The organism is Pseudomonas sp. BGA-UO-ETr-WB11, assembly GCF_059567785.1.
Genome location: NZ_JCAQOS010000003.1, coordinates 149,961 through 170,070 on the forward strand (window position 1 = coordinate 149,961; position 20,110 = coordinate 170,070).

Genomic DNA, 20,110 nt, shown 5'->3' on the forward strand with positions numbered 1-20,110 from the left:
CGCGGGTAGTCAGCCTGTTGCGGATGAAGAAAAGTCCTGGGCGCCAGGCGCCCGGGGTTTCAACGACCCTGGCAGGCGTCCACCCGTAGACGCCGCTCCAGCACTTTGAAGGCGCGGACCATGGCGTAGGCAATCACCAAGTAGAACATGCCGGCGGCAAAGAAAATCTCTACTGGCAGGTACGTGCGAGCAATGATGGTGCGCGACATGCCGGTCAACTCCAGCAGGGTGATGGTGCTGGCCAGGGAGCTGGCCTTGAGCATCAGGATCACTTCGTTGCTGTAAGCCGGCATGCCGATGCGTGCGGCGCGGGGCAGGGTGATGCAGAACAGCGTCTGGGTTTTCGACATGCCGAGGGCGCGCGCTGCTTCCAGTTCGCCCGGTGGAATGGCCTGGATGGCGCCGCGCAGGATCTCTGCGATGTAGGCCGCGGTGTGCAGGGTCATGGTGATGATGGCGCACCAGAATGGGTCGCGCAGGTACGGCCACAGCGGCCCCTGGCGCACGGCGTCGAACTGGGCCAGGCCGTAATAGACCAAAAACAGCTGCACCAGCAGCGGAGTACCGCGGAAGAAGAACATGTAGCCATACGGCAGGGCGCGCACATACCAATGCTTGGAAGCGCGGGCGATGCCCAGTGGAATGGCGAGGATCAGGCCGGCGATTACGGCGATGCCCACCAGCTCCAGCGTCAGCCAGGCGCCTTCCAGCAGCTTGGGCAGGAATTTGTAGATCACTTCCCAGTTCATGAGGCGCTCCGTTTGAAGCCGCGGCTGGCGCGTTTTTCAAGGAAGTGCATGGCGGTCATTGCCAGCACAGTCAGGCTCAAGTAGATAAATGCGGCAATCAGGAAGAAGTGGAACGGCTCTTTGCTCAGGCTGACGGCGATCTGCGAGCGGCGCATGATTTCTTCCAGGCCAATGACCGAGACCAGGGCAGTGTCCTTCATCAGGATCATGAACAGGTTGCCCAGGCCAGGCAGGGCGATACGCCACATTTGCGGCAGTATGAGGCGCCAGAAAATGCGTGCCTTAGAGAGACCGAGGGCTTGGCCGGCTTCGCGGTGACCGCGTGGAATCGCCAGGATCGCGCCGCGGAATACTTCCGTGGCATAAGCGCCGAAGCACAGGCCGAGGGCGATGACGCCGGCAGCAAACGCGTTGAGTTCAAGCTCCGGATAACCGAGCAGGGTGCCCAGCTCGCGCATCAGGTTGACCGTGCCGAAGTAGATCAGCAGTACCCAGAGCAGTTCGGGTACGCCGCGGACGATGGTCGAATAGGTCCCGCCAAGCCATTGCAGAAACTTGTTTGGGGAGGTTTTGGCCAGTGCGCCAAGCAGCCCAAGTACCAAGCCCAGAGCAAGCGCGCAGAGCGCCAGCTGGATGGTCATCAGGGTGCCGGCCAGCAGGGCCGGGCCGAAGCCGTAGAGGTCGAGAGTCATCAAGGGATACTACGTGGTGCCGGCGCAGCCGCGAGGCTGCGCCGGTCAGGCATCAGTAGATGCTGAACGGGAAGTATTTGTCGTTGATCTTCTTGTAGGTGCCGTCAGCCACGATGGCTTTCAGTGCCTCGTTCAGCTTGCCTTGCAGGGGGTCGCCCTTGCGCACGGCAATACCGATCTTGTCGTTGTCGAATACTGGGTCGCCTTTGAATTCGAAGCCTTTGCCGGCATCGCTCTTCAGCCATTCCCAGTTGACGAACTTGTCAGCCAGCACACCGTCAACACGGCCCGAGGTCAGGTCGAGGTAGGCGTTTTCCTGGGTGTCGTAGAGTTTGATTTCTACGCTGTCAGCCATGTTGTCTTCCAGCCAGGTGCCAGCGATGGTGGCGCGTTGGGCGCCGATCACTTTGCCCTTCAGGCTAGCTTTGTCGATTTTGAAGTCGCCGCCTTTAGGGGCGATGAACTGCAGCTTGTTGGTGTAGTAAGCGTCGGTGAAATCGACTGCAGCCTTGCGCTCTTCGGTGATCGACATGGAGGCGATGATGGCGTCGAATTTCTTCGCGTTCAGGGCCGGGATGATGCCGTCCCAGTCGGAAGTAACGACTTCACACTCGGCTTTCATTTGGGCGCACAGGGCCATGCCGATGTCGACGTCGAAGCCGCCCGGTTTGCCGCTGGCATCAATCAGGTTGAACGGTGGGTAGGCGCCTTCGGTGCCGATTTTGATTTTTTCGGCGGCCATAGCGCTGCTGCCAAAAGCCAGAGTGGCGGCAGCGGCGAGCAGGATTTTTTTGTAGTTCTGCATGCGATAGAGCTCCGTTAGTGATTGCTGGACATGAATTGTTTGCAGCGCGCCGAACTGGGGTTGTTGAACACCTGCTCGGGTGAGCCCTGTTCTTCAACCAGCCCCTGGTGGAGAAATACCACCTCGCTGGAGACTTGGCGGGCGAAGTTCATCTCGTGGGTAACCAGCAGCATCGTGCGACCTTCGTCGGCGAGCGCGCGGATCACATTAAGCACTTCTTGTACCATTTCCGGGTCGAGGGCCGAAGTTGGCTCATCGAACAGGATCACTTTCGGTTGCATGGCCAGCGTGCGGGCAATCGCGGCACGTTGCTGCTGGCCACCGGAGAGCTGGGCGGGGTAAACGTGGCGCTTGTCGGCGATGCCAACCTTGGCCAGCAAGGCCTCAGCCATTTCGGTGGCTTCAGCGCGGCTCTGCCCCAATACACGGCGCGGTGCCTCGATGATGTTGTCGAGTACGCTCATGTGCGGCCAGAGGTTGAAGTTCTGGAACACGAAGCCGATTTCGCTGCGCATACGATTGATCTGCTTGTTGTCGGCAGCCACCAGCTCGCCATTCTTGCTGGCTTTGAGCTTGAGCTCTTCGCCGGCAACCAGGATTTGGCCCTGATGAGGGTTCTCCAGCAGGTTGATGCAGCGCAGAAAGGTCGACTTGCCGGAGCCAGACGAGCCGAGGATCGAGATCACATCGCCGTCGCGGGCGGTCAGGGAGATGCCCTTGAGCACTTCGAGATCGCCATAGCGTTTATGCAGGTTGCGAATTTCCAGCGCGGGCGTGGCCTCGGCCATGGGGTGTCCTCTTCTTGTTCGAATGCGCTCCGGCAGCGGGCTGGCCTTCCTGGCGAGGCGTCAAGCTAGCATAGCGCTTCCGCGAGCGCCAAGCGGCCAAACAGGGCTAAGTGCCAGCCATGTGACAGCTTGTCGCATCGCTAATGCTGGCTGTCGCGCCAACACAAAATCCTGACCGTTGCGGCTTGGTCTGTGGTTGTGAGCATGCGTCAGCGAGTTGCCGGGGAGTATCGACTCTGCATCTGCTGGCGGCAGTGAGCAGGGATTGCAGGCAATAAAAAACCCCAAGGAATTTAACTTCGCTTGGGGTTTCTCGGTATTAGTGGTGCCCAGAGACGGAATCGAACCGCCGACACGGGGATTTTCAATCCCCTGCTCTACCGACTGAGCTATCTGGGCAACGGGGCGCATTAGACGGATTTTGCGCTGGCCTGTCAAGCGCGAGCTGGAAAATATTTAACTATTACCGTCGCTTACGCCCAAATGCCTTACTCGCTGGGCGGCACGTAGCCTTCCGCCAGGGCGTATTCCTGGCCCGAGAGGAACTTGTCCATCTCGCCCTGGAGGAACTTGCGATCCTCGACATTCATCATGTTCAGGCGGCGTTCGTTGATCAGCATGGTCTGGTGCTTCTGCCACTCGTCCCAGGCTTGCTTGGAGACGTTGTTGAAGATGTCTTCGCCTTTGGCGCCCGGATACGGCGGACGCTCCAGGCCTGGCAGTTCTTGTTTGTGCTTGCGGCAATTCACGGTGCGGGTCATGACAACTCTCCTGCGTTCAATTCGTCGGCGGCGCGTTTCAGCAGCTTTTTGACCGGTGCGGCCAGGCCCAGGCGCGGCGGGGTGGCGAGGTTATACCAGAGCCAGTCGCCCTCGGCCACGGCGCTGCTGGCCTGTTCGACGTGCACCAGCCAGGGTTCGATGGCCAGTTGGAAGTGGCTGAAGGTGTGGGTCAGGGCCGGCAAGGCCTGGCGTTCGCCGAGTATGAGGCCGTGCTGCAGGGCCAGGCCGTCGAGTTCTTCGCCGGCGAGTAGCTCGGGCAGACTCCAGAGGCCGCCCCACAGGCCGCTGGCCGGACGGCGGTAGAGCAGGATGGCGCCGTCGCGGTTGGCCAGCAGTGGCATCAGGGTGCTTTTTTGCGGCAGGACCTTGCGCGGCTTGGGAATCGGGTAGCGGCTTTGCAGGCCCAGCAGGTGCGCCTGGCAGCCACGCTGCAGCGGGCACAGCAGGCAGTTGGGCTTACTGCGGGTGCAGAGGGTGGCGCCGAGGTCCATCATCGCCTGGGTGTAATGGTTGACCCGTGCGGCGGGGGTGAGCTGTTCGGCCAGTGCCCACAGTTGTGCCGCTACTTTGGGCTCGCCGGGATAGCCTTCCTGGGCGCTGTAGCGGGCCAGCACGCGCTTGACGTTGCCGTCCAGAATCGGCGCGCGCAGGCCCATGCTCAGGCTGGCGATGGCGCCTGCAGTGGAGCGGCCGATGCCGGGCAGCTCGGTGAGCTGGGTGACTGAGGCGGGAAACTCGGCGCCATGCTCGGCGACGACGATCTGCGCGGTCTTTTGCAGGTTGCGCGCGCGGGTGTAGTAGCCCAGGCCGGTCCACAGGTGCAACACTTCGTCGACCGGCGCGGCGGCCAGGGCCTGGACGTTGGGCAGGGCATCCATAAAGCGGCCGAAATAGCCAAGCACGGTGCTGACCTGGGTCTGCTGCAGCATGATTTCCGAGACCCACACCCGGTAGGGCGTGATGCCTTGCTGCCAGGGCAGGTCTTTGCGCCCGTGCTGGTCGTACCAGTCGAGTACGGCGTTGCCGAAGTGCTCAGGTGTCATCGGTTGAACAGGCCTTTGAGGGCATCTTTCAGCTCGGGGCTGACTTTGTCGCCGAGTTTTTCTTCGATCTTCTCGCCGAGTTTTTCCGTGGCCAGCTTGGCGCCGACTTTGCCCAGGTCTTCTTTGTCCACGCGGCAGGCTTTGGCGCCGAGTTCCAGCGGGCCGCGGCAGCGCAGCGGCCATTCGAGGCCGACATAGCGTGGGTTGATCTGGCAGGCCGGGTCGGGCATTTCGCTCTTGTCGCCTTCGATGATGATGCCGACGCGGTAGTCCATGCCCAATACGCGCAGGTCGAGGCTGCCGTCGCCATTCACGCTCAGGCCCTGGATGCGGGCCTTGAGGTCGGGGTTGTAAGCCACGCCGTTGGTGATGGTCAGGTTGCCGCCGAGGGACTCAAAGGCGGTGTCCTTGCCGCGGGTTTCGCCGCTCAGGCTTTTGCGGTTGAGGGTGGCGATGGCCTGGCACAGTTGCTGTTCGAGGTTGGCGTTGCTGAGTACGCCGTCGCGCAGGTTGAAGTGGGCTTTGCCGTTGAGGTTGTCGATCCAGGCCTTTTGACTGTTGCCTTGGGTCTGCAGGTCGGCATTGAGGTCGAGGGTGCCGGTGATGGTGGGTTTTTGCCCCAGGGCTTTGAGCAGCTTGGCAGCGTCCACTCGGCTGATGTTTTTCTGTACTTTGAACTGCGGGCTGTCCGGGCGCACGTCGAGGCTGGCGCTGTGGTTGAAGTTGCCGTTGTACAGCTCGCCGCGCAGTTCGCTGAGGCTGAGCAGGCCGTCTTTGCCGCTGGCCTTGAGGGTGACCGTGGTCATCGGCAATTGCTTCAGGGTCAGTTGCCCCAGGCTCAGGTCGAACTGGGCATCCAGCCGGCGCAGACGTTCGATGGGCAGCAGGCTGACTTCACTCCAGGCCTGTTGGCTTGGGGCTTGTGGCAGGTCGGTGGTGCCGGCCTGGCCGGCGGCGGCCAGGGTGTTTTTCACCTCGTTCTGGCGGGCGCTGGCGCCTTCTTTGCTGGTGCTCGGCAGGTAGCGGTCGAGGTTCAGGCGGTCGCCCTTGAGTTGGGCGCGCACGGCCTGCTTGGCGAAGTCGCTGACACTCAGGTTGCCGGTAAAGGTGCTCTCGTCCAGTTTCAGGGTCAGCTCTTGCAGGGTCAGGCTGTTGGCGCTGCCTTGCAGGCGGCTGACCAGCTCGACGCTGCCCAGGGCGCTGCTGTCGCTCATGGCCGGTACGGGCTGGCCAATGCCGTCGAGAAACTCGCGCAGGTTGAACTGGGCAATCGACAGGCCGCCTTCCAGGGCCGGCTGTTTGTCCAGGTTACGCAGCTTGAGTTCGCCGAGGGCGCGCAGCTGGTTGGCCGACAGCTTCAGGCCGTTCCATTCGGCGATCTGTGCGGCTTGGTCGAGCAGCAACTGACCCTGGGTGGCGAAGGTCAGGGTTTTGCCCTGGAAGGGTTCGCCCGAGGCTTCGCCGGACAGTTTCAGGTCTTCCAGCTGGTAGCGCTTGAGGGCGCGGTCGAAGCGCAGCTGGCCTTGCAGCTCGGCGCGGGCGCGCAGCACGGGTTGATTGCTGGCGAAGAAGGCGCTCAGTTGCACGGGGATGCTGGCGCCTTCGCGCACGGCACCGGTGCTCAGCTGGATATTCTCGGCGCTGTACTGCTGGCCGCTTTTGGCGTCGCGGTAGTCGATGCGCGCGTTGCTCAGGGTCAGGCTGTCGATGTCCAGGCGCAGCGGCTGACTGGCGTTTGCTTCAGTGCTGCTAGCGGTTGTCGGGCTGGCGGGGGCGGTACCGGCATCAGGCGCTTTGGCGGGCTTGGCGGGGCGGCCGATGTCCTGCCAGTTGCCATGGCCTTTTTCGTCGCGCTGCAGGGTCAGGTTGAGGCCGTCGATGCGGATATCGCTCATCTGCACTTCTTTGCGCAGCAGCGGCAACACGCGCACCGACAGGCCGAGCAGGCGCAGGTCGGCAAACGGCTGGTTCGGCGTGGCGGCGCTGGCCAGGGTGGTGTCGGTCAGCTCCAGGCCCAGCCAGGGGAACAGGCTCCAGCCAATATCGCCGTTGATGCTCAGTTCCAAGTTGGCCTTGTCGCGGGCCAGTTGGCGGATTTCGTCCTTGTAGTCGTTGGGATCGAACAGCTGGGTGAGGGCGAAGCCGAGGGCGACAACCAGCAGCAATAATCCGAGAAATATCAGACCCAGAACTTTGCCGAGCGCTTTCATGGACGAATCCTTGTGGTGAGAGCCATACAGGTGAGGCCGCGAGTATACCGTCGGCCGCGCGCGTCACCATCGACAGATGGCAAATGCGCGGGCCACGGTTTGCGGCCGCGAGTCAGTAGCCTTGGAGGCTTGAAGTGCTGGCGCGGTTCCCTGTGCCGGGTAGATGGGCCGAGATGGCGTCTTTGGTGGCGCGCTTTGGCGGCTACGGCCATGCGCATCACGGCGGTGGGGGTTAGGCTTGGGTGACAAGAATAAGTCGAGTACGGGTCAAAATGAGCGTGAATATCGCGGTAATGGCGTTGCCGTTGTACATCCTGCTGATACTGTTGGAGCTCGCCTATGAACGCCACACGGGGCGTCACACCTGGCGTCTGGCAGACAGCGTAACCAGCATCAACAGTGCCGTGCTGCGGCTGGTGCTGGAGGGGCCGCTGCGCTTGTTGCTGCTGATCCCGTACGCCTGGCTGTATGAGCATGCGCGCGTGCTGGAGCTGGATGCGGGCTCGCCCTGGGTCTGGTTGGGCGGCTTTGTCGCGGTGGACCTGTGCTTCTACTGGGCGCACCGCAGCCTGCATCGCTACAACCTGCTGTGGGGCGCCCATCAACCCCATCACTCCAGTGAAGACTTCAACCTGTCGACGGCACTGCGCAAAGGCGCCTTTCAAACCGCCTTCGACTGGCCGTTTTATTTACCGCTGGCCCTGCTAGGCGTGCCATTGCCGTTGTTTCTGCTCCTGCTGGGGATTCAGCTGGCCTATCAGTTCTGGATTCATACCCAGCACATCGAGCGCCTGGGCTGGCTGGAGCAGATATTTGTCACGCCCAGCCATCACCGTGTGCACCACGGCCAGAACGACTGCTACATCGACAAGAACCACGGCGGGGTGTTTATCGTCTGGGACAAGCTGTTCGGCACCTTTGCCGAGGAGCGTGAGCCGGTGCGCTACGGGGTGACTACGCCCGTCAACAGCTTCGATCCGCTGCGCCTGCAGCTCAGTTGGTGGCGCCTGCTCTGGGCCGATGCGCGGGCCACTCACTCATGGTGGGACAAGTTGCGCCTGTGGTGGATGCCCACCGGCTGGCGCCCGGCCGATGTTCGCCAGCGGCCGTGGCCGAAGATGGGTGCGCAGGTTTTTGACTGCGCTTATCCGGCCAACCTCAAGCTGTACGCGTTTATTCAGTTTCTGGCGATCAACGCCCTGACCTTGGCCTTTCTCGCCAGCGTCAAACGGGCTGCCGCCTGGGAGCCCTGGCTGCTGGCGGTGGCGATCGTGGTTGGTTGCATCAGTTTGGGGCGACTGTTCGAGGGGCGCCGACTGTGGCGTCTGGAAGCCGCGCGATTGCTGAGTGTGGCCCTGCTGGCACTGGCCTGGGGCGCTTATCTGGCTCCGGCGCAGTGGTGGGTCGGCGTCGGGGTGGCGGGGTTTTGCCTGGGCAGCCTGCTCGGTTTGCACTATCTGCTGCGGGGCGCGCCATTTCGGGCGGTGGCTCAGTAGCTCTGTAGCGGCAGGCCGGTGCGTGCGGCCAGGGCTTGGCTTTCCAGATGACCGGCCGGGGCGGCGAGGTGCAGAGGCCGGCCGGCTGCGCTGGCCAGGCGCTGGCTTTCATCCAGCAAGCGGCGGCCGACGCCGCGCTGGCGGGTGATCTGGCGCACGCACAAATGCGACAGGCGCCAGCAATCTGCGCCCTGTTCGAGCAACGCGGCGCCCAGCAGGCGGTCGTTGAAGCGGCCGGCGATCAGCCTGCCGCTGGCGATGCCGACGGCAATCAGGGTGTCGGCATCGGCGTGCGGGGCCAGCAACCAGGCCGGCGCATCGGCGTAGACCTTGGCCAGATCGCTGCGGTCCTGGGCGCTGGGCTGGCGGACAAATTCGACGTAAACCGGCATGGGCGACTCCTCGGACGGCGGGATGGCGCGCGAGTGTAAACCTGGCCGACCGTCGCCGGTAGCCGCCAAAGGCTCGGCCCGCCTATAATGCCGACCTTTTCCGCAAGCCAATTTTGGGAGCTGGTGATGGCCGAACGTACGGCATGCGTCGAGCGCAACACCCTGGAGACGCAGATCAAGGTCTCGATCAACCTGGACGGCACGGGCAAGGCGCGGTTCGCCATCGGCGTTCCCTTCCTTGAACACATGCTTGACCAGATCGCCCGTCATGGCCTGATCGACCTGGATATCGAGTGTCACGGTGACCTGCATATCGACGACCACCACACCGTCGAAGACGTCGGCATCACCCTTGGCCAGGCCTTTACCAAGGCCATCGGCGACAAGAAGGGCATGACCCGTTACGGCCACTCCTATGTGCCGCTGGACGAGGCGCTGTCGCGCGTGGTCATCGACTTCTCTGGGCGTCCAGGCCTGCAGATGCACGTGCCGTTCACCCGCGCGGTGGTCGGCGGCTTCGATGTGGATCTGTTCCAGGAATTCTTCCAGGGCTTCGTCAATCACGCCCTGGTCAGCCTGCACATCGACAACCTGCGTGGCACCAACACCCACCACCAGATCGAAACCGTGTTCAAGGCTTTCGGCCGCGCTCTGCGCATGGCCATCGAGCTGGACCCGCGCATGGCCGGGCAGATGCCGTCGACCAAGGGTTGCCTATAGAACCTGCCCCGCCCAAAAATCATGCCCGCGCCGGAGGCCGTTTTTCCGCAGCGCAAGGCAAGAGGAGAGAAGTTTGGTTATTCCAAATGAACGACGATTAACGCAGGGCTGCGGAAAAACGGCCCCGTCCCGTAGGGTTGCGCTCAAAAGCGCGCCATGCAGCGTTGTGGAACTTGCCAATGGAACAACCATTGGCTGCGTTCCACGCCTTGCCTGGCACGCTTTTGAGCTGCAACGCGGGCATGATTTTTGGGCGGGCAGGTTCTTATGCAGACGGTAGCAGTAATCGATTACGGCATGGGCAACCTGCACTCGGTGGCCAAGGCGCTGGAGCACGTTGGCGCCGGCAAAGTGCTGGTGACCAGCGATGCGGCGGTGATTCGTGAAGCCGATCGCGTGGTGTTTCCCGGTGTTGGTGCGATCCGCGATTGCATGGCCGAGATCAAGCGCCTGGGCTTCGACCAGTTGGTGCAGGAAGTCAGTGCCGACCGGCCGTTTCTCGGCATTTGCGTCGGCATGCAGGCGCTGATGGAGCGCAGCGAGGAGAACGACGGTGTCGATTGCATCGGCCTGTTCCCCGGACAAGTGCGCTTCTTTGGCAAGGGCATGGTTGAGGATGGCGAGCAGCTGAAAGTGCCGCACATGGGCTGGAACCAGGTGCAGCAGAGCATTGAGCACCCGCTGTGGCATGACATTCCCGATATGGCGCGCTTCTACTTCGTGCACAGCTACTACATCGAGGCCGGCAATCAGGCTCAGGTGGCCGGGCGCGGGCACTACGGTAAGGATTTCGCTGCGGCGCTGGCCGAAGGCTCGCGTTTTGCCGTGCAGTTCCACCCGGAGAAGAGCCACACCCACGGCCTGCAATTGCTGCAGAACTTCGCCAGCTGGAATGGTCGCTGGTAAATGAGCCGGGGCAAGGCGAAGGCGCCGATCCTGCGCCTGCAGGCCAGTGAGGAACAGGCCGCGTTGCAGTTGCTCAAGCGCTTTCTCGATGAGCGCTTCGAGCTGCAACTGGGCAGCTTCGAGGTGCAGGAAGTGCTCGATCTGTTCAGCAGCGAGATTGCCCCGCACTACTACAACAAAGCGGTTGCCGATGTGCAGGCGCTGCTGTCCGAGCGCTTCGCCAGCCTCGAAAGCGACGTGTGGTCGCTCGAGAAGAGCTGACCCGTTACCCCATTTATCGACTTGAACAGGTTCACCCGATGCTGATTATTCCCGCTATCGATCTGAAAGACGGCGCCTGCGTGCGCTTGCGCCAGGGCCGCATGGACGACTCCACGGTGTTTTCCGATGACCCGGTGAGCATGGCAGCCAAGTGGGTGGATGGCGGTTGCCGGCGTTTGCATCTGGTCGACCTGAACGGCGCCTTCGAAGGTCAGCCGGTTAACGGCGAAGTGGTCACCGCCATCGCCAAGCGCTACCCGCAGTTGCCGATTCAGATCGGCGGCGGCATCCGCTCGCTGGAAACCATCGAGGCCTACGTCAAGGCCGGCGTTAGCTACGTGATCATCGGCACCAAGGCGGTTAAAGACCCGCAGTTCGTGACAGACGCCTGCAAGGCGTTTCCGGGCAAGGTGATTGTTGGTTTGGATGCCAAGGACGGTTTCGTCGCTACCGACGGCTGGGCTGAGATCAGCACCGTGCAGGTCATCGACCTGGCCAAGCGCTTTGAAGCGGACGGCGTGTCCGCCATCGTTTATACCGACATCGCCAAAGACGGCATGATGCAGGGCTGCAACGTGAGCTTTACCGCTGCGCTGGCCAATGCCACCAAGATTCCGGTAATCGCTTCCGGCGGTATCCATAACCTCGGCGACATTCAGACCCTGCTGGCCGCCAAGGCGCCCGGCATCATCGGCGCCATCACTGGCCGAGCGATCTACGAAGGCACCCTGGATGTCGCCGAGGCGCAAGCCTTCTGCGACGCCTACCAAGGCTGAGGACACCACTATGGCCCTGGCCAAACGCATCATCCCCTGCCTCGACGTCGACAACGGTCGGGTGGTCAAGGGCGTCAAGTTCGAGAACATCCGCGATGCCGGTGACCCGGTGGAAATCGCCCGTCTGTATGACGAGCAGGGCGCCGACGAGATTACCTTTCTCGACATCACCGCCAGCGTCGATGGCCGCGACACCACGTTGCACACGGTTGAGCGCATGGCCAGCCAGGTGTTTATCCCGCTCACCGTCGGTGGCGGCGTGCGCACCGTGCAGGACATCCGCAACCTGCTGAATGCCGGCGCCGATAAGGTGTCGATCAACACGGCTGCGGTGTTCAACCCGGAGTTCGTCGGTGAAGCAGCGGCACGCTTTGGCTCGCAGTGCATTGTCGTGGCCATCGACGCGAAGAAGGTCTCTAAGCCCGGTGAAACCCCGCGCTGGGAAATCTTCACCCATGGCGGGCGCAAACCCACCGGACTGGACGCGGTGCTGTGGGCGAAGAAGATGGAAGACCTGGGCGCTGGCGAGATTCTGCTGACCAGCATGGATCAGGACGGCGTGAAGAGCGGTTATGACCTCGGTGTGACGCGCGCCATCAGTGAGACCGTCGGAATCCCGGTAATTGCGTCGGGCGGTGTCGGCAACCTCGAACACCTGGCCGCCGGCATTCTCGAAGGCAAGGCGGCGGCGGTGCTGGCGGCGAGCATTTTCCACTTTGGCGAATACACTGTGCCTGAGGCCAAGGCCTATCTGGCCAGCCGCGGCATCGTGGTGCGCTAGGGTCTTTTGCCGTTTCATTGGTTGTTCAATACAAGGTAGCGAACCATGTTCAAACGTCTTCTGCTGGCCCTGACCGCGGTCAGCCTGTTGTCTACTGCGGCTGTGCGCGCCGAGGAGCCTGCCAGCCTGGTATTGCTCACGGAAAACTTCCCGCCCTACAACATGGCGGCAGAAGGCAAGAACTTCGCCCGTGATGACAAGATCAGCGGCATCGCCGTTGAGCTCGTGCGCGAGATGTTCAAGCGCGCTGGGGTGAACTACAGCCTGACCCTGCGTTTCCCTTGGGAGCGCATCTACAAGATGGCCCTGGAGCAGCCAGGTTACGGGGTGTTCTGCACTGCGCGCCTGCCCGAGCGTGAGAATGACTTCAAGTGGGTTGGGCCTCTGGGGCCGGATGACTGGGTGATGCTGGCGCGCGCCGACAGCACCATCAGTCTGACCAGTTTGGAAGAGGCCAAGGCCTACAAAGTGGGTGCCTACAAGGGCGATGCCATCTCCGAACACCTAAACAAGCAAGGCGTGCAGCCGCTTAGCGCCCTGCGCGATCAGGAAAACCCGCTGAAGCTGATGAAGGGCGAGATCGACCTGTGGGCCACCGGCGATCCTGCCGGTCGTTACCTGGCCAAGCAGCAAGGCATCAGCGGCTTGAAGAATGTCCTGCGTTTCGACAGCGCCCAGCTCTACCTGGCACTGAACAAAGACACCCCGGATGCCGTGGTGCAAAAACTGCAGGCGGCGCTGGATGCCATGCGCGCCGACGGCTTTGCCGCTGAGGTGGAGAAACGCTACCTCTAAGGCGTTTTGGCGGCAGAAAAAAACCGGGCTAGCCCGGTTTTTTTACCTCTGCGATTTACTCGCCGCGGGTGACGCTCAGGCCCTTGAGCAGGTTGAGGGCCTGGCTCAATTGGAAGTCGTCGTCTTGCGGTCTTGGTGGCTGGCCGGCGGCTTTGCCTTTACCGTTGGACGGTTTGTCCGCGCCGCCGTTGCCGTTGCCCAGGTGGCCGGCGAGGTCGGCTTCCTTGAAGTTCTCGTCGTCCTGTTCGCGGGTGACCTTGGCGCGGCTGACTTCGATGTCCGGCACGATGCCCTGGGCCTGGATGGAGCGGCCGTTGGGAGTGAAGTACAGCGCGGTGGTGATCTTCAGGGCGCGGTCGTTGTTCAGCGGCAGCACGGTCTGTACCGAACCTTTGCCGAAGCTGTCGGTGCCCATCAGCACGCCGCGCTTGTGATCCTGCAGGGCGCCGGCGACGATTTCCGAGGCCGAGGCGCTGCCGCCGTTGATCAATACCACCAGTGGCACGCCTTCGCTGGCGTCGGCCGGGTCGGCAGAGAAGCGCAGTTCGGAGTTGGCGATGCGGCCCTTGGTGTAGACGATCAAGCCCTTCTTCAGGAAGTGATCGGTGACCTCCACGGCCGCCTGCAGCACGCCGCCGGGGTTGTTGCGCAGGTCGAGGACGATGCCGCGTAGTTTTTTGCCGTCGTTCTGCTTCTTCAGGGCTGCCAGGGCCTTGCCGACTTCTTCGCCGCTGTTGACCTGGAACTGCGAGATACGCAGGTAGCCGTAGTGGTCTTCGAGCAGCTGGCTCTTCACGCTCTTGACCTTGATCACCGCGCGGATCAACTCCACGTCGAACGGCTGGCCGCCTTCGCGCACCAGGGTCAGAAGGATTTTGCTGCCGGCCTTACCGCGCATCTTGTCGACGGCCTCGGTCATGCTCAGGCCCTTGGTTGGCTGGCCGTCGATTTTGATGATCAGATCACCGGGCTGGATGCCGGCCTGGGAGGCGGGGGTGTCGTCGATGGGCGAGATGATCTTGATAAAGCCGTCTTCGATGCCGACCTCGACACCGAGGCCACCGAATTCGCCGCTGGTGCTTTCCTGCAGCTCGGCATAGGCCTCGGGCTCCAGGTAGGCGGAGTGCGGATCGAGGTTGCTGAGCATGCCCTTGATAGCATTTTCCAGCAGAGTCTTGTCGTCCACCGGCTCGACGTAGGCGGCCTTGATGCGGTCCATGACCTCGGCGAAGGTGCGCAGCTCTTCCAGCGGCAGCGGCGCCTTGTCATCGCTGATCGGCGCAGGGGCTGCGACCTTTTCCACCGTCTTTTCGCTGGCCAGCAGCGCCGGCGAGCCAATCAGCAGGGCGAGCGCGAGGGCCAGTGAGGTGGGGCGGAAAGTCTGCGGCATGTCGAACTAACTCCAGAATAAGGGGCGCTTGGCTCGGCTCGGCTGGGCCTAGCCTTGGCGGCGACACCATTGGGCCGGGTCGCTGGGGCGACCCTGCTGGCGGATGGCGAAATACAGGGCCGGGGTGTTCTGTCCGCCGCTGGTGCCGACGGTGGCGATGGCTTCGCCGGCTTTGACAATCTGTCCGGCGTCTTTCAGCAGGCTCTGGTTGTGGCCATAGAGGCTCAGGTAGCCGTTGCCATGGTCGAGGATGACCAGAAGGCCGGCGCCGCGCAACCAGTCAGCAAACACCACGCGACCGCCATGCACGGCATGTACCTGGCTGCCGGCGCCGGCGCTTATTAGTACGCCGTCCCATTTGGTCCGCTCATCACCACCGCGGACGGTGCCGAAGCGCGCGGCCAGACGGCCATCGACCGGCCACGGCAGCTTGCCGCGGGCGCTGGCAAAATTGCCGCCATAGGTGGCGCCGCTGCTGGACACCAGCGGGCCATTGGCGCCTGGGCCGGCCTTGTCCCCCTTGAGGCGGGCTTGTTCGGCGGCCAGTTCCAGCTTGCGCGCTTCGGCTGCTTCACGGGCCTGGCGGGCGAGGGTGGCCTCGATGGTTTTCAGCACATTGCCCAGTTGCGCCTGTTCCTGCTGGCGCGCCTTGAGCTTCTGGTCGCGGGCGGAGAGGTCCTTGTTCAGCTTGGCCAGGGCCAGCTGGCGTTCCTTGCGGGCTTCGGCCAGCTGTTCGCGGCGGCCATCGAGGGCGCTTTTCTGCTCGTTGAGCTGGTTCTGCTGGTTGGCGATGTCCTGCTCGACATTGGCCAACTGGCGCAGGGTTTCATTGAAGGTGGCCAACTGCTCCAGGCGCGCCTGGCTCAGGTAGTCGTAATAGGTGAGGGTGCGGGAGAATTTTTCCGGGTTTTGCTGGTTGAGCAGCAGCTTGAGGTATTCCTGCTGGCCGCCCTGGTAGGCCGCGCGGGCCTGGATGCCGATCAGGCGTTGCTGTTCAAGGCGTGATTGCTGGAGTTTTTTTTTCTCAGTGTCGAGGCGCTTGAGCTCTTCGTTGCTCTTGTTCAGCTCTTGCTGCAGGCCTTTGACCTGCTTCTCCAGCTGGCCCATCTCGCTTTCGGTTTTTTTCAGCTCGCCCTGGACCCCGGATTTCTCCTTCTGGATCGCTTCCAGCAGCTTTTTCAGTTCGGCCACGTCTTTCTGCGCGGCATCCAGCTGTTGCTGGGTTTCGGCGCGCTGGTCAGCCATTACCGGGCTGAGCAGGCAGGCAAACAGGAGGGCGGTCAGGGTGCGGAACATGGGGAGTGCGGTACCAGAATGGGCGACGGCCTAGTATGCCCGCGGTATGGCACAAAAAGAACGCCCCCAACTTGACGTAGGGGGCGTTTTCTTGGCTTGGCCAGGGTTAGCTGAAGCTGATGATCGATTTGCCGGTCATTTCTGTCGGTTGCGGCAGGCCCAGCAGGGTCAGCAGGGTCGGCGCCACGTCCGCCAGTACGCCGCCTTCGCGCAGGCTGAGCGGGCGCTTGCCGACATAGATGAACGGCACCGGCTCGCAGGTGTGGGCGGTGTGCGCCTGGCCGGTGCACTCGTCTTCCATCTGCTCGACGTTGCCGTGGTCGGCGGTGATCAGGGCTTCGCCGCCAACCTTGTCGAGGGCCGCGACAATGCGGCCGACGCAGGTGTCCAGGCATTCCACGGCGGCCACGGCGGCGCTGAACACCCCGGTGTGGCCGACCATGTCGCCGTTGGCGTAGTTGACGATGATCACGTCATAACGCAGCTGCTCAATGGCCTCAACGATGCGGTCGGTGACGATCGGTGCGTTCATCTCCGGCTGCAGGTCGTAGGTGGCGACGTTCGGCGACGGAATCAGGATGCGCTCTTCGCCCTCGAACGGCTCTTCGCGGCCGCCGGAGAAGAAGAAGGTAACGTGGGCGTATTTCTCGGTTTCGGCGATGCGCAGCTGGGTCTTGCCCTGCTTGGCCAGGTATTCGCCGAGCACGTTGGTCAGCGGCTCAGGTTTGAAGGCGCTGGGGGTCTTGATGCTCGCCGCGTACTGGGTAAGCGTGACGAAGCCGGCCAGTTGCGGCTGGCGCGAGCGCGGAAACTCGGCAAAGTCGCTTTCGACAAAGGCGCGGCTGAGTTCGCGGGCACGGTCGGCGCGGAAGTTCATGAAGATCACAGCATCGCCATCTTCGACCTTGACCGCCTCGCCGATGGTGGTGGCTTTGACGAACTCGTCGCTTTCTTCACGGGCATAGGCTGCCTGCAGGCCTTCGAGGGCCGTGGCGGCGTGGAACTGGCCCTGGCCTTCGACGATCAGGTTGTAGGCCTGCTCGACACGGTCCCAGCGATTGTCGCGGTCCATGGCGAAGTAGCGACCGCTAAGGCTGGCGATGCGGCCCTTGCCCAGCTTGGCGAAGGTAGCGTCGAGCAGCTCGATGGACGGTTGGGCGCTTTTCGGCGGGGTGTCGCGGCCGTCGAGGAACGCGTGCAGGTAGATGTTGTCTGCGCCACGCTGGGCGGCCAACTCGGCCATGGCCACCAAGTGGTCCTGGTGACTGTGCACGCCGCCATCCGACAGCAGACCGAGGATATGCACGGCCTTGCCCGCGCCGACGGCCTTATCCACGGCGTCAGTGATGGCGGCATTGGTGAAGAACTCGCCGTCACGGATCGCCTTGGTCACTCGGGTGAAGTCCTGATACACCACACGGCCGGCACCGAGGTTCATATGGCCGACCTCGGAGTTGCCCATTTGCCCGTCCGGCAGGCCCACATCCATGCCGGAGCCGGAGATCAAGCTGTGCGGCTGGGTGGCGAGCAGGTGGTCGTAAACCGGGGTGTTGGCCGCATAAATGGCGTTGTACTCGGGATTGTCGCTGTGACCGAAGCCATCCAGGATGATCAGCACCAGAGGTTTTGGCGTGGCAGGCATAAGTACGACCCATGTAGTGGAGAGGTAAAAGTAGCCGGGCATTTTAATCCCGGATGCTGTTCAAGTCACCGTCCGGCGGGGTTTGGCCGACCTTGGGGGCTGTGTATACTGGCCGCTATCTTAAGCGTTCTGGAATTTATTGATGCTTGCTCATCTGCTTGAATTTGCCACCAATCACTACCTGCTGACCGGTGCCTTCGCGGTTGCGTTGGCCCTGCTGATCTTTTCCGAGCTGCAGCGTGGCGGCAAAAGCCTCAGCTGTCGCGAACTGACTGCGCTGGTCAATAGCGAGCAAGGCGTGATTGTTGATGTGCGCGCACACAAGGACTTCGCCGCCGGTCATATCATCGACGCGCTGAACATCCCTTACGAGAAAGTCGCCGAGCGCATGGTCGAGCTGGATAAGCACAAGGCCAAGACCATCATCGTCGTCGACGCCCTCGGTCAGCACGCTGGCACCGTTTGCCGCGAGCTGCAGCAGGCTGGTTATACCGCTGCCAAGCTGGGCGGCGGGATCTCCAGCTGGCGCGGCGAAAATCTGCCGTTGGTGAAGTGAGATGGTCGACGTCGTCATCTACTCCAGCGACTATTGCCCCTACTGCATGCGCGCCAAGCAACTGCTGAACAACAAGGGCGTGGCGTTCAACGAGATCAAGGTCGACGGCGAACCAGCCCTGCGGGCGGAAATGGTGCGCAAGGCCGGCAAGACCTCGGTGCCGCAAATCTGGATCGGCAGCACCCATGTTGGCGGCTGCGATGATCTGCATGCCCTGGAGCGCGCCGGCAAGCTCGACGCACTGCTCAAAGGCTGATTACCCACTCCATCACTCAACCTGTGTATCAACAATAAGGCTCTGTCATGACTGATCAAGCAACCACCGGCGCCGCCCAAGAAGCACAAGGCCCGCAATTTTCCCTGCAGCGTATCTACGTGCGGGATCTGTCGTTTGAAGCACCCAAGAGCCCGGAGATCTTTCGTCAGGAATGGACCCCGAGCGTTGAGCTGGACCTGAACACCCGGCAGAAGCCGTTGGAAGGCGATTTCCACGAAGTGGTACTGACCCTCTCGGTGACCGTGAAAACCGCCGGTGAAACCGCGTTCATCGCTGAAGTGCAGCAAGCCGGTATCTTCCTGATCTCCGGTCTGGATGCCGCGGCCATGAGCCACACCCTCGGTGCTTTCTGCCCGAACATCCTCTTCCCGTATGCCCGTGAAGCCTTGGACAACCTGGTGACCCGTGGTTCGTTCCCGGCCCTGATGCTGGCCCCGGTGAACTTCGATGCGCTGTACGCCCAGGAACTGGGTCGTATGCAGGCCGCTGGTAACGCCTGAAAGCTTGGCTAATAAAATAGGTTCACAAATAATCTTTTTTGTATTGGAGCGTTAGAGGTTATTTGTATGTCTGTGAATTTTTTTGTCGTTGGAAGTCGAAAATAACTTAAAGGAGCTAATTTATGATTTCGATTCGTGGTGTGTTGGTGGCTTTAGTGTTGATGATCTGTTCACATAGTGCTCTTGCTCTTGATAGCGCTACTATTTGTTCCGGGCAGCCAGTGCCTGCCAACTGGTTGGTGATCCGGGTGTTTAATTCACCTGGTACTTGTGGAGATAAGTATGCGATGAAGATTACTAATACTTCAGGGAAGCGAGTTGTAACCGTCTGCTCAAATCAAACCTTGCCGCCTGGATTTCTTGTTACTGGTACAGGAAATGCGGGTGTTGTATGTCGGACTTCTGGTTATCGTGGCCCGAATGTTGTGTGGGAGGTTACGAGAACTGCCAATATGGCAATGTTGGATATATGCCCTGGGCAGAAAATTCCTGTAGGTTGGCTTAAGACTGGTGAAAAAAGGAACGTTGCCAAATGTGTTTGGGGGGACTTATTTGTTGGGCCGCTGATCCCACACATTGTTAACGCAAATTGATTTTGGCTTTTTGGGGTGCGATATATCAGCAAGAACTGGCGCGCGTGCAGACTGCTGGCAACATCTGAGTCTGGCTGCGACAAAAGGAAGCGCCCTACGGGGCGCTTTTTTTATGGGCGGTTGCTTTAGGTCAGGGCGAAACCCTGCTGGCGCCAGGCTTCATATACGGCGATGGCTACGGTGTTAGACAGGTTGAGGCTGCGGCAGCCGGCCTGCATGGGCAGACGCAGGCGCTGTTCGGCAGGCAGGCTGTCGATAATTTCCGCCGGCAGGCCACGGCTTTCCGGGCCAAACAGGAAGATATCGCCGGGCTGGAACTCGACGTTGGCGTAGGTGTGGCTGCCTTTAGTGGTAAAGGCGAATATCCGACCTCCAGCGATTTCTGCTATACAGTCGCTAAGTGTTTGATGTCGTTTCAATGTTGCGTATTCGTGATAGTCCAAACCAGCCCGCCGCAGGCGTTTGTCGTCTAGCTCGAAGCCCAGTGGCTCGATCAGGTGCAGCTGGCAGCCGCTGTTGGCGCACAGGCGAATGATGTTGCCGGTATTGGGTGGGATTTCCGGCTGAAACAGCACTACATGGAACATGATTGGGCTCAAGGTCGAGTCGAAAAATTCATTCTACAGCGTGCCGCTGGTGAATCCTTGGCCATCGTGGAGA

Annotated in this window: 23 protein-coding genes and 1 tRNA gene; 11 read left to right on the plus strand and 13 right to left on the minus strand. The window is 61.7% G+C overall.

All coding sequences use genetic code 11. The annotated features are described in order from the left end of the window. Positions 1 to 59: 59 nt before the first annotated feature. The 8 genes from AC56DI_RS02155 to AC56DI_RS02190 form a co-directional block, all read right to left on the minus strand. Positions 60 to 749, minus strand: a complete 690-nt coding sequence (locus AC56DI_RS02155) for an ABC transporter permease (protein WP_496344738.1) — start codon at positions 747 to 749, stop codon at positions 60 to 62. Beyond that, on the minus strand, positions 746 to 1,441 hold the full coding sequence (locus AC56DI_RS02160; RefSeq protein ID WP_496344739.1) for an ABC transporter permease: 696 nt from the start codon (positions 1,439 to 1,441) through the stop codon (positions 746 to 748). Before AC56DI_RS02160 ends, AC56DI_RS02155 begins: the two co-directional genes overlap by 4 nt. 52 nt (positions 1,442 to 1,493) lie before the next feature. Further along, complete coding sequence (locus tag AC56DI_RS02165) at positions 1,494 to 2,246, minus strand: ABC transporter substrate-binding protein (protein ID WP_496344740.1); 753 nt, start codon at positions 2,244 to 2,246, stop codon at positions 1,494 to 1,496. Positions 2,247 to 2,260: 14 nt separating this feature from the next. After that, positions 2,261 to 3,034: an ABC transporter ATP-binding protein gene (locus AC56DI_RS02170; RefSeq protein ID WP_496344741.1), complete on the minus strand. Its 774-nt coding sequence runs from the start codon at positions 3,032 to 3,034 to the stop codon at positions 2,261 to 2,263. Between the two features lie 323 nt (positions 3,035 to 3,357). Further along, positions 3,358 to 3,433, minus strand: a tRNA-Phe gene (locus AC56DI_RS02175). Positions 3,434 to 3,522: 89 nt separating this feature from the next. Next, a complete protein-coding gene (locus AC56DI_RS02180; protein ID WP_324520311.1) occupies positions 3,523 to 3,795 on the minus strand; it encodes an oxidative damage protection protein in 273 nt (90 codons plus the stop codon). Beyond that, positions 3,792 to 4,859, minus strand: a complete 1,068-nt coding sequence (gene mutY / locus AC56DI_RS02185; RefSeq protein ID WP_496344742.1) for an A/G-specific adenine glycosylase — start codon at positions 4,857 to 4,859, stop codon at positions 3,792 to 3,794. Before mutY ends, AC56DI_RS02180 begins: the two co-directional genes overlap by 4 nt. Next, on the minus strand, positions 4,856 to 7,069 hold the full coding sequence (locus tag AC56DI_RS02190) for an AsmA family protein (RefSeq protein WP_496344743.1): 2,214 nt from the start codon (positions 7,067 to 7,069) through the stop codon (positions 4,856 to 4,858). The genes mutY and AC56DI_RS02190 overlap by 4 nt, the downstream gene beginning before the upstream one ends. Positions 7,070 to 7,341: 272 nt before the next feature. On the opposite strand from AC56DI_RS02190, the gene AC56DI_RS02195 reads away from it, so the two are divergent. Beyond that, the gene (locus AC56DI_RS02195; protein WP_496344744.1) at positions 7,342 to 8,565 is read left to right on the plus strand and encodes a sterol desaturase family protein; all 1,224 of its coding nucleotides are present in this window, start codon (positions 7,342 to 7,344) and stop codon (positions 8,563 to 8,565) included. On the opposite strand, the gene AC56DI_RS02200 is transcribed toward AC56DI_RS02195, so the two are convergent. After that, on the minus strand, positions 8,559 to 8,957 hold the full coding sequence (locus tag AC56DI_RS02200; protein ID WP_496344745.1) for an acetyl-CoA sensor PanZ family protein: 399 nt from the start codon (positions 8,955 to 8,957) through the stop codon (positions 8,559 to 8,561). The two genes, AC56DI_RS02195 and AC56DI_RS02200, sit on opposite strands and share 7 nt — an antisense overlap. A gap of 126 nt (positions 8,958 to 9,083) precedes the next feature. Between AC56DI_RS02200 and hisB the strand changes: the two genes are divergently transcribed. The 6 genes from hisB to AC56DI_RS02230 all read left to right on the plus strand — a co-directional run bounded on the left by hisB (position 9,084) and on the right by AC56DI_RS02230 (position 13,196). Beyond that, positions 9,084 to 9,677 carry an imidazoleglycerol-phosphate dehydratase HisB gene (gene hisB / locus AC56DI_RS02205; protein ID WP_324520306.1) on the plus strand — a complete coding sequence of 198 codons (594 nt, stop codon included), beginning with the start codon at positions 9,084 to 9,086 and terminating at the stop codon, positions 9,675 to 9,677. Between the two features lie 267 nt (positions 9,678 to 9,944). Next, the gene (gene hisH / locus AC56DI_RS02210; protein WP_496344746.1) at positions 9,945 to 10,583 is read left to right on the plus strand and encodes an imidazole glycerol phosphate synthase subunit HisH; all 639 of its coding nucleotides are present in this window, start codon (positions 9,945 to 9,947) and stop codon (positions 10,581 to 10,583) included. Then, positions 10,584 to 10,844 (plus strand): DUF2164 domain-containing protein, encoded by a 261-nt coding sequence (locus AC56DI_RS02215; RefSeq protein WP_496344747.1) that lies wholly within the window; start codon positions 10,584 to 10,586, stop codon positions 10,842 to 10,844. A 38-nt stretch (positions 10,845 to 10,882) separates the two neighbouring features. Beyond that, the gene (hisA, locus tag AC56DI_RS02220; RefSeq protein ID WP_324520303.1) at positions 10,883 to 11,620 is read left to right on the plus strand and encodes a 1-(5-phosphoribosyl)-5-[(5-phosphoribosylamino)methylideneamino]imidazole-4-carboxamide isomerase; all 738 of its coding nucleotides are present in this window, start codon (positions 10,883 to 10,885) and stop codon (positions 11,618 to 11,620) included. A 10-nt stretch (positions 11,621 to 11,630) separates the two neighbouring features. Beyond that, a complete protein-coding gene (hisF, locus tag AC56DI_RS02225) occupies positions 11,631 to 12,401 on the plus strand; it encodes an imidazole glycerol phosphate synthase subunit HisF (protein WP_324520302.1) in 771 nt (256 codons plus the stop codon). A gap of 45 nt (positions 12,402 to 12,446) precedes the next feature. Continuing rightward, a complete protein-coding gene (locus AC56DI_RS02230; protein ID WP_496344748.1) occupies positions 12,447 to 13,196 on the plus strand; it encodes a substrate-binding periplasmic protein in 750 nt (249 codons plus the stop codon). Positions 13,197 to 13,251: 55 nt separating this feature from the next. On the opposite strand, the gene AC56DI_RS02235 is transcribed toward AC56DI_RS02230, so the two are convergent. The 3 genes from AC56DI_RS02235 to gpmI all read right to left on the minus strand — a co-directional run bounded on the left by AC56DI_RS02235 (position 13,252) and on the right by gpmI (position 17,524). Further along, the gene (locus AC56DI_RS02235; RefSeq protein ID WP_324520300.1) at positions 13,252 to 14,586 is read right to left on the minus strand and encodes a S41 family peptidase; all 1,335 of its coding nucleotides are present in this window, start codon (positions 14,584 to 14,586) and stop codon (positions 13,252 to 13,254) included. A gap of 48 nt (positions 14,587 to 14,634) precedes the next feature. Beyond that, positions 14,635 to 15,882, minus strand: a complete 1,248-nt coding sequence (locus tag AC56DI_RS02240; protein ID WP_496344749.1) for a murein hydrolase activator EnvC family protein — start codon at positions 15,880 to 15,882, stop codon at positions 14,635 to 14,637. Positions 15,883 to 15,988: 106 nt separating this feature from the next. After that, complete coding sequence (gpmI, locus tag AC56DI_RS02245) at positions 15,989 to 17,524, minus strand: 2,3-bisphosphoglycerate-independent phosphoglycerate mutase (protein WP_496344750.1); 1,536 nt, start codon at positions 17,522 to 17,524, stop codon at positions 15,989 to 15,991. Between the two features lie 142 nt (positions 17,525 to 17,666). Here gpmI and AC56DI_RS02250 point away from each other — a divergent pair, with 142 nt between their 5' ends. From AC56DI_RS02250 to AC56DI_RS02265, 4 genes are all read left to right on the plus strand, one after another. Continuing rightward, on the plus strand, positions 17,667 to 18,080 hold the full coding sequence (locus AC56DI_RS02250) for a rhodanese-like domain-containing protein (RefSeq protein WP_496344751.1): 414 nt from the start codon (positions 17,667 to 17,669) through the stop codon (positions 18,078 to 18,080). Between the two features lies 1 nt (position 18,081). Next, entirely contained in the window at positions 18,082 to 18,336 is a 255-nt protein-coding gene (grxC, locus tag AC56DI_RS02255) for a glutaredoxin 3 (RefSeq protein ID WP_496344752.1), read from the plus strand. A 47-nt stretch (positions 18,337 to 18,383) separates the two neighbouring features. After that, entirely contained in the window at positions 18,384 to 18,857 is a 474-nt protein-coding gene (gene secB, locus AC56DI_RS02260) for a protein-export chaperone SecB (protein ID WP_496344753.1), read from the plus strand. A gap of 122 nt (positions 18,858 to 18,979) precedes the next feature. Next, on the plus strand, positions 18,980 to 19,450 hold the full coding sequence (locus AC56DI_RS02265) for a hypothetical protein (RefSeq protein ID WP_496344754.1): 471 nt from the start codon (positions 18,980 to 18,982) through the stop codon (positions 19,448 to 19,450). A gap of 125 nt (positions 19,451 to 19,575) precedes the next feature. On the opposite strand, the gene trmL is transcribed toward AC56DI_RS02265, so the two are convergent. Beyond that, positions 19,576 to 20,037 carry a tRNA (uridine(34)/cytosine(34)/5-carboxymethylaminomethyluridine(34)-2'-O)-methyltransferase TrmL gene (gene trmL / locus AC56DI_RS02270; RefSeq protein ID WP_496344755.1) on the minus strand — a complete coding sequence of 154 codons (462 nt, stop codon included), beginning with the start codon at positions 20,035 to 20,037 and terminating at the stop codon, positions 19,576 to 19,578. Positions 20,038 to 20,110: the final 73 nt, after the last annotated feature.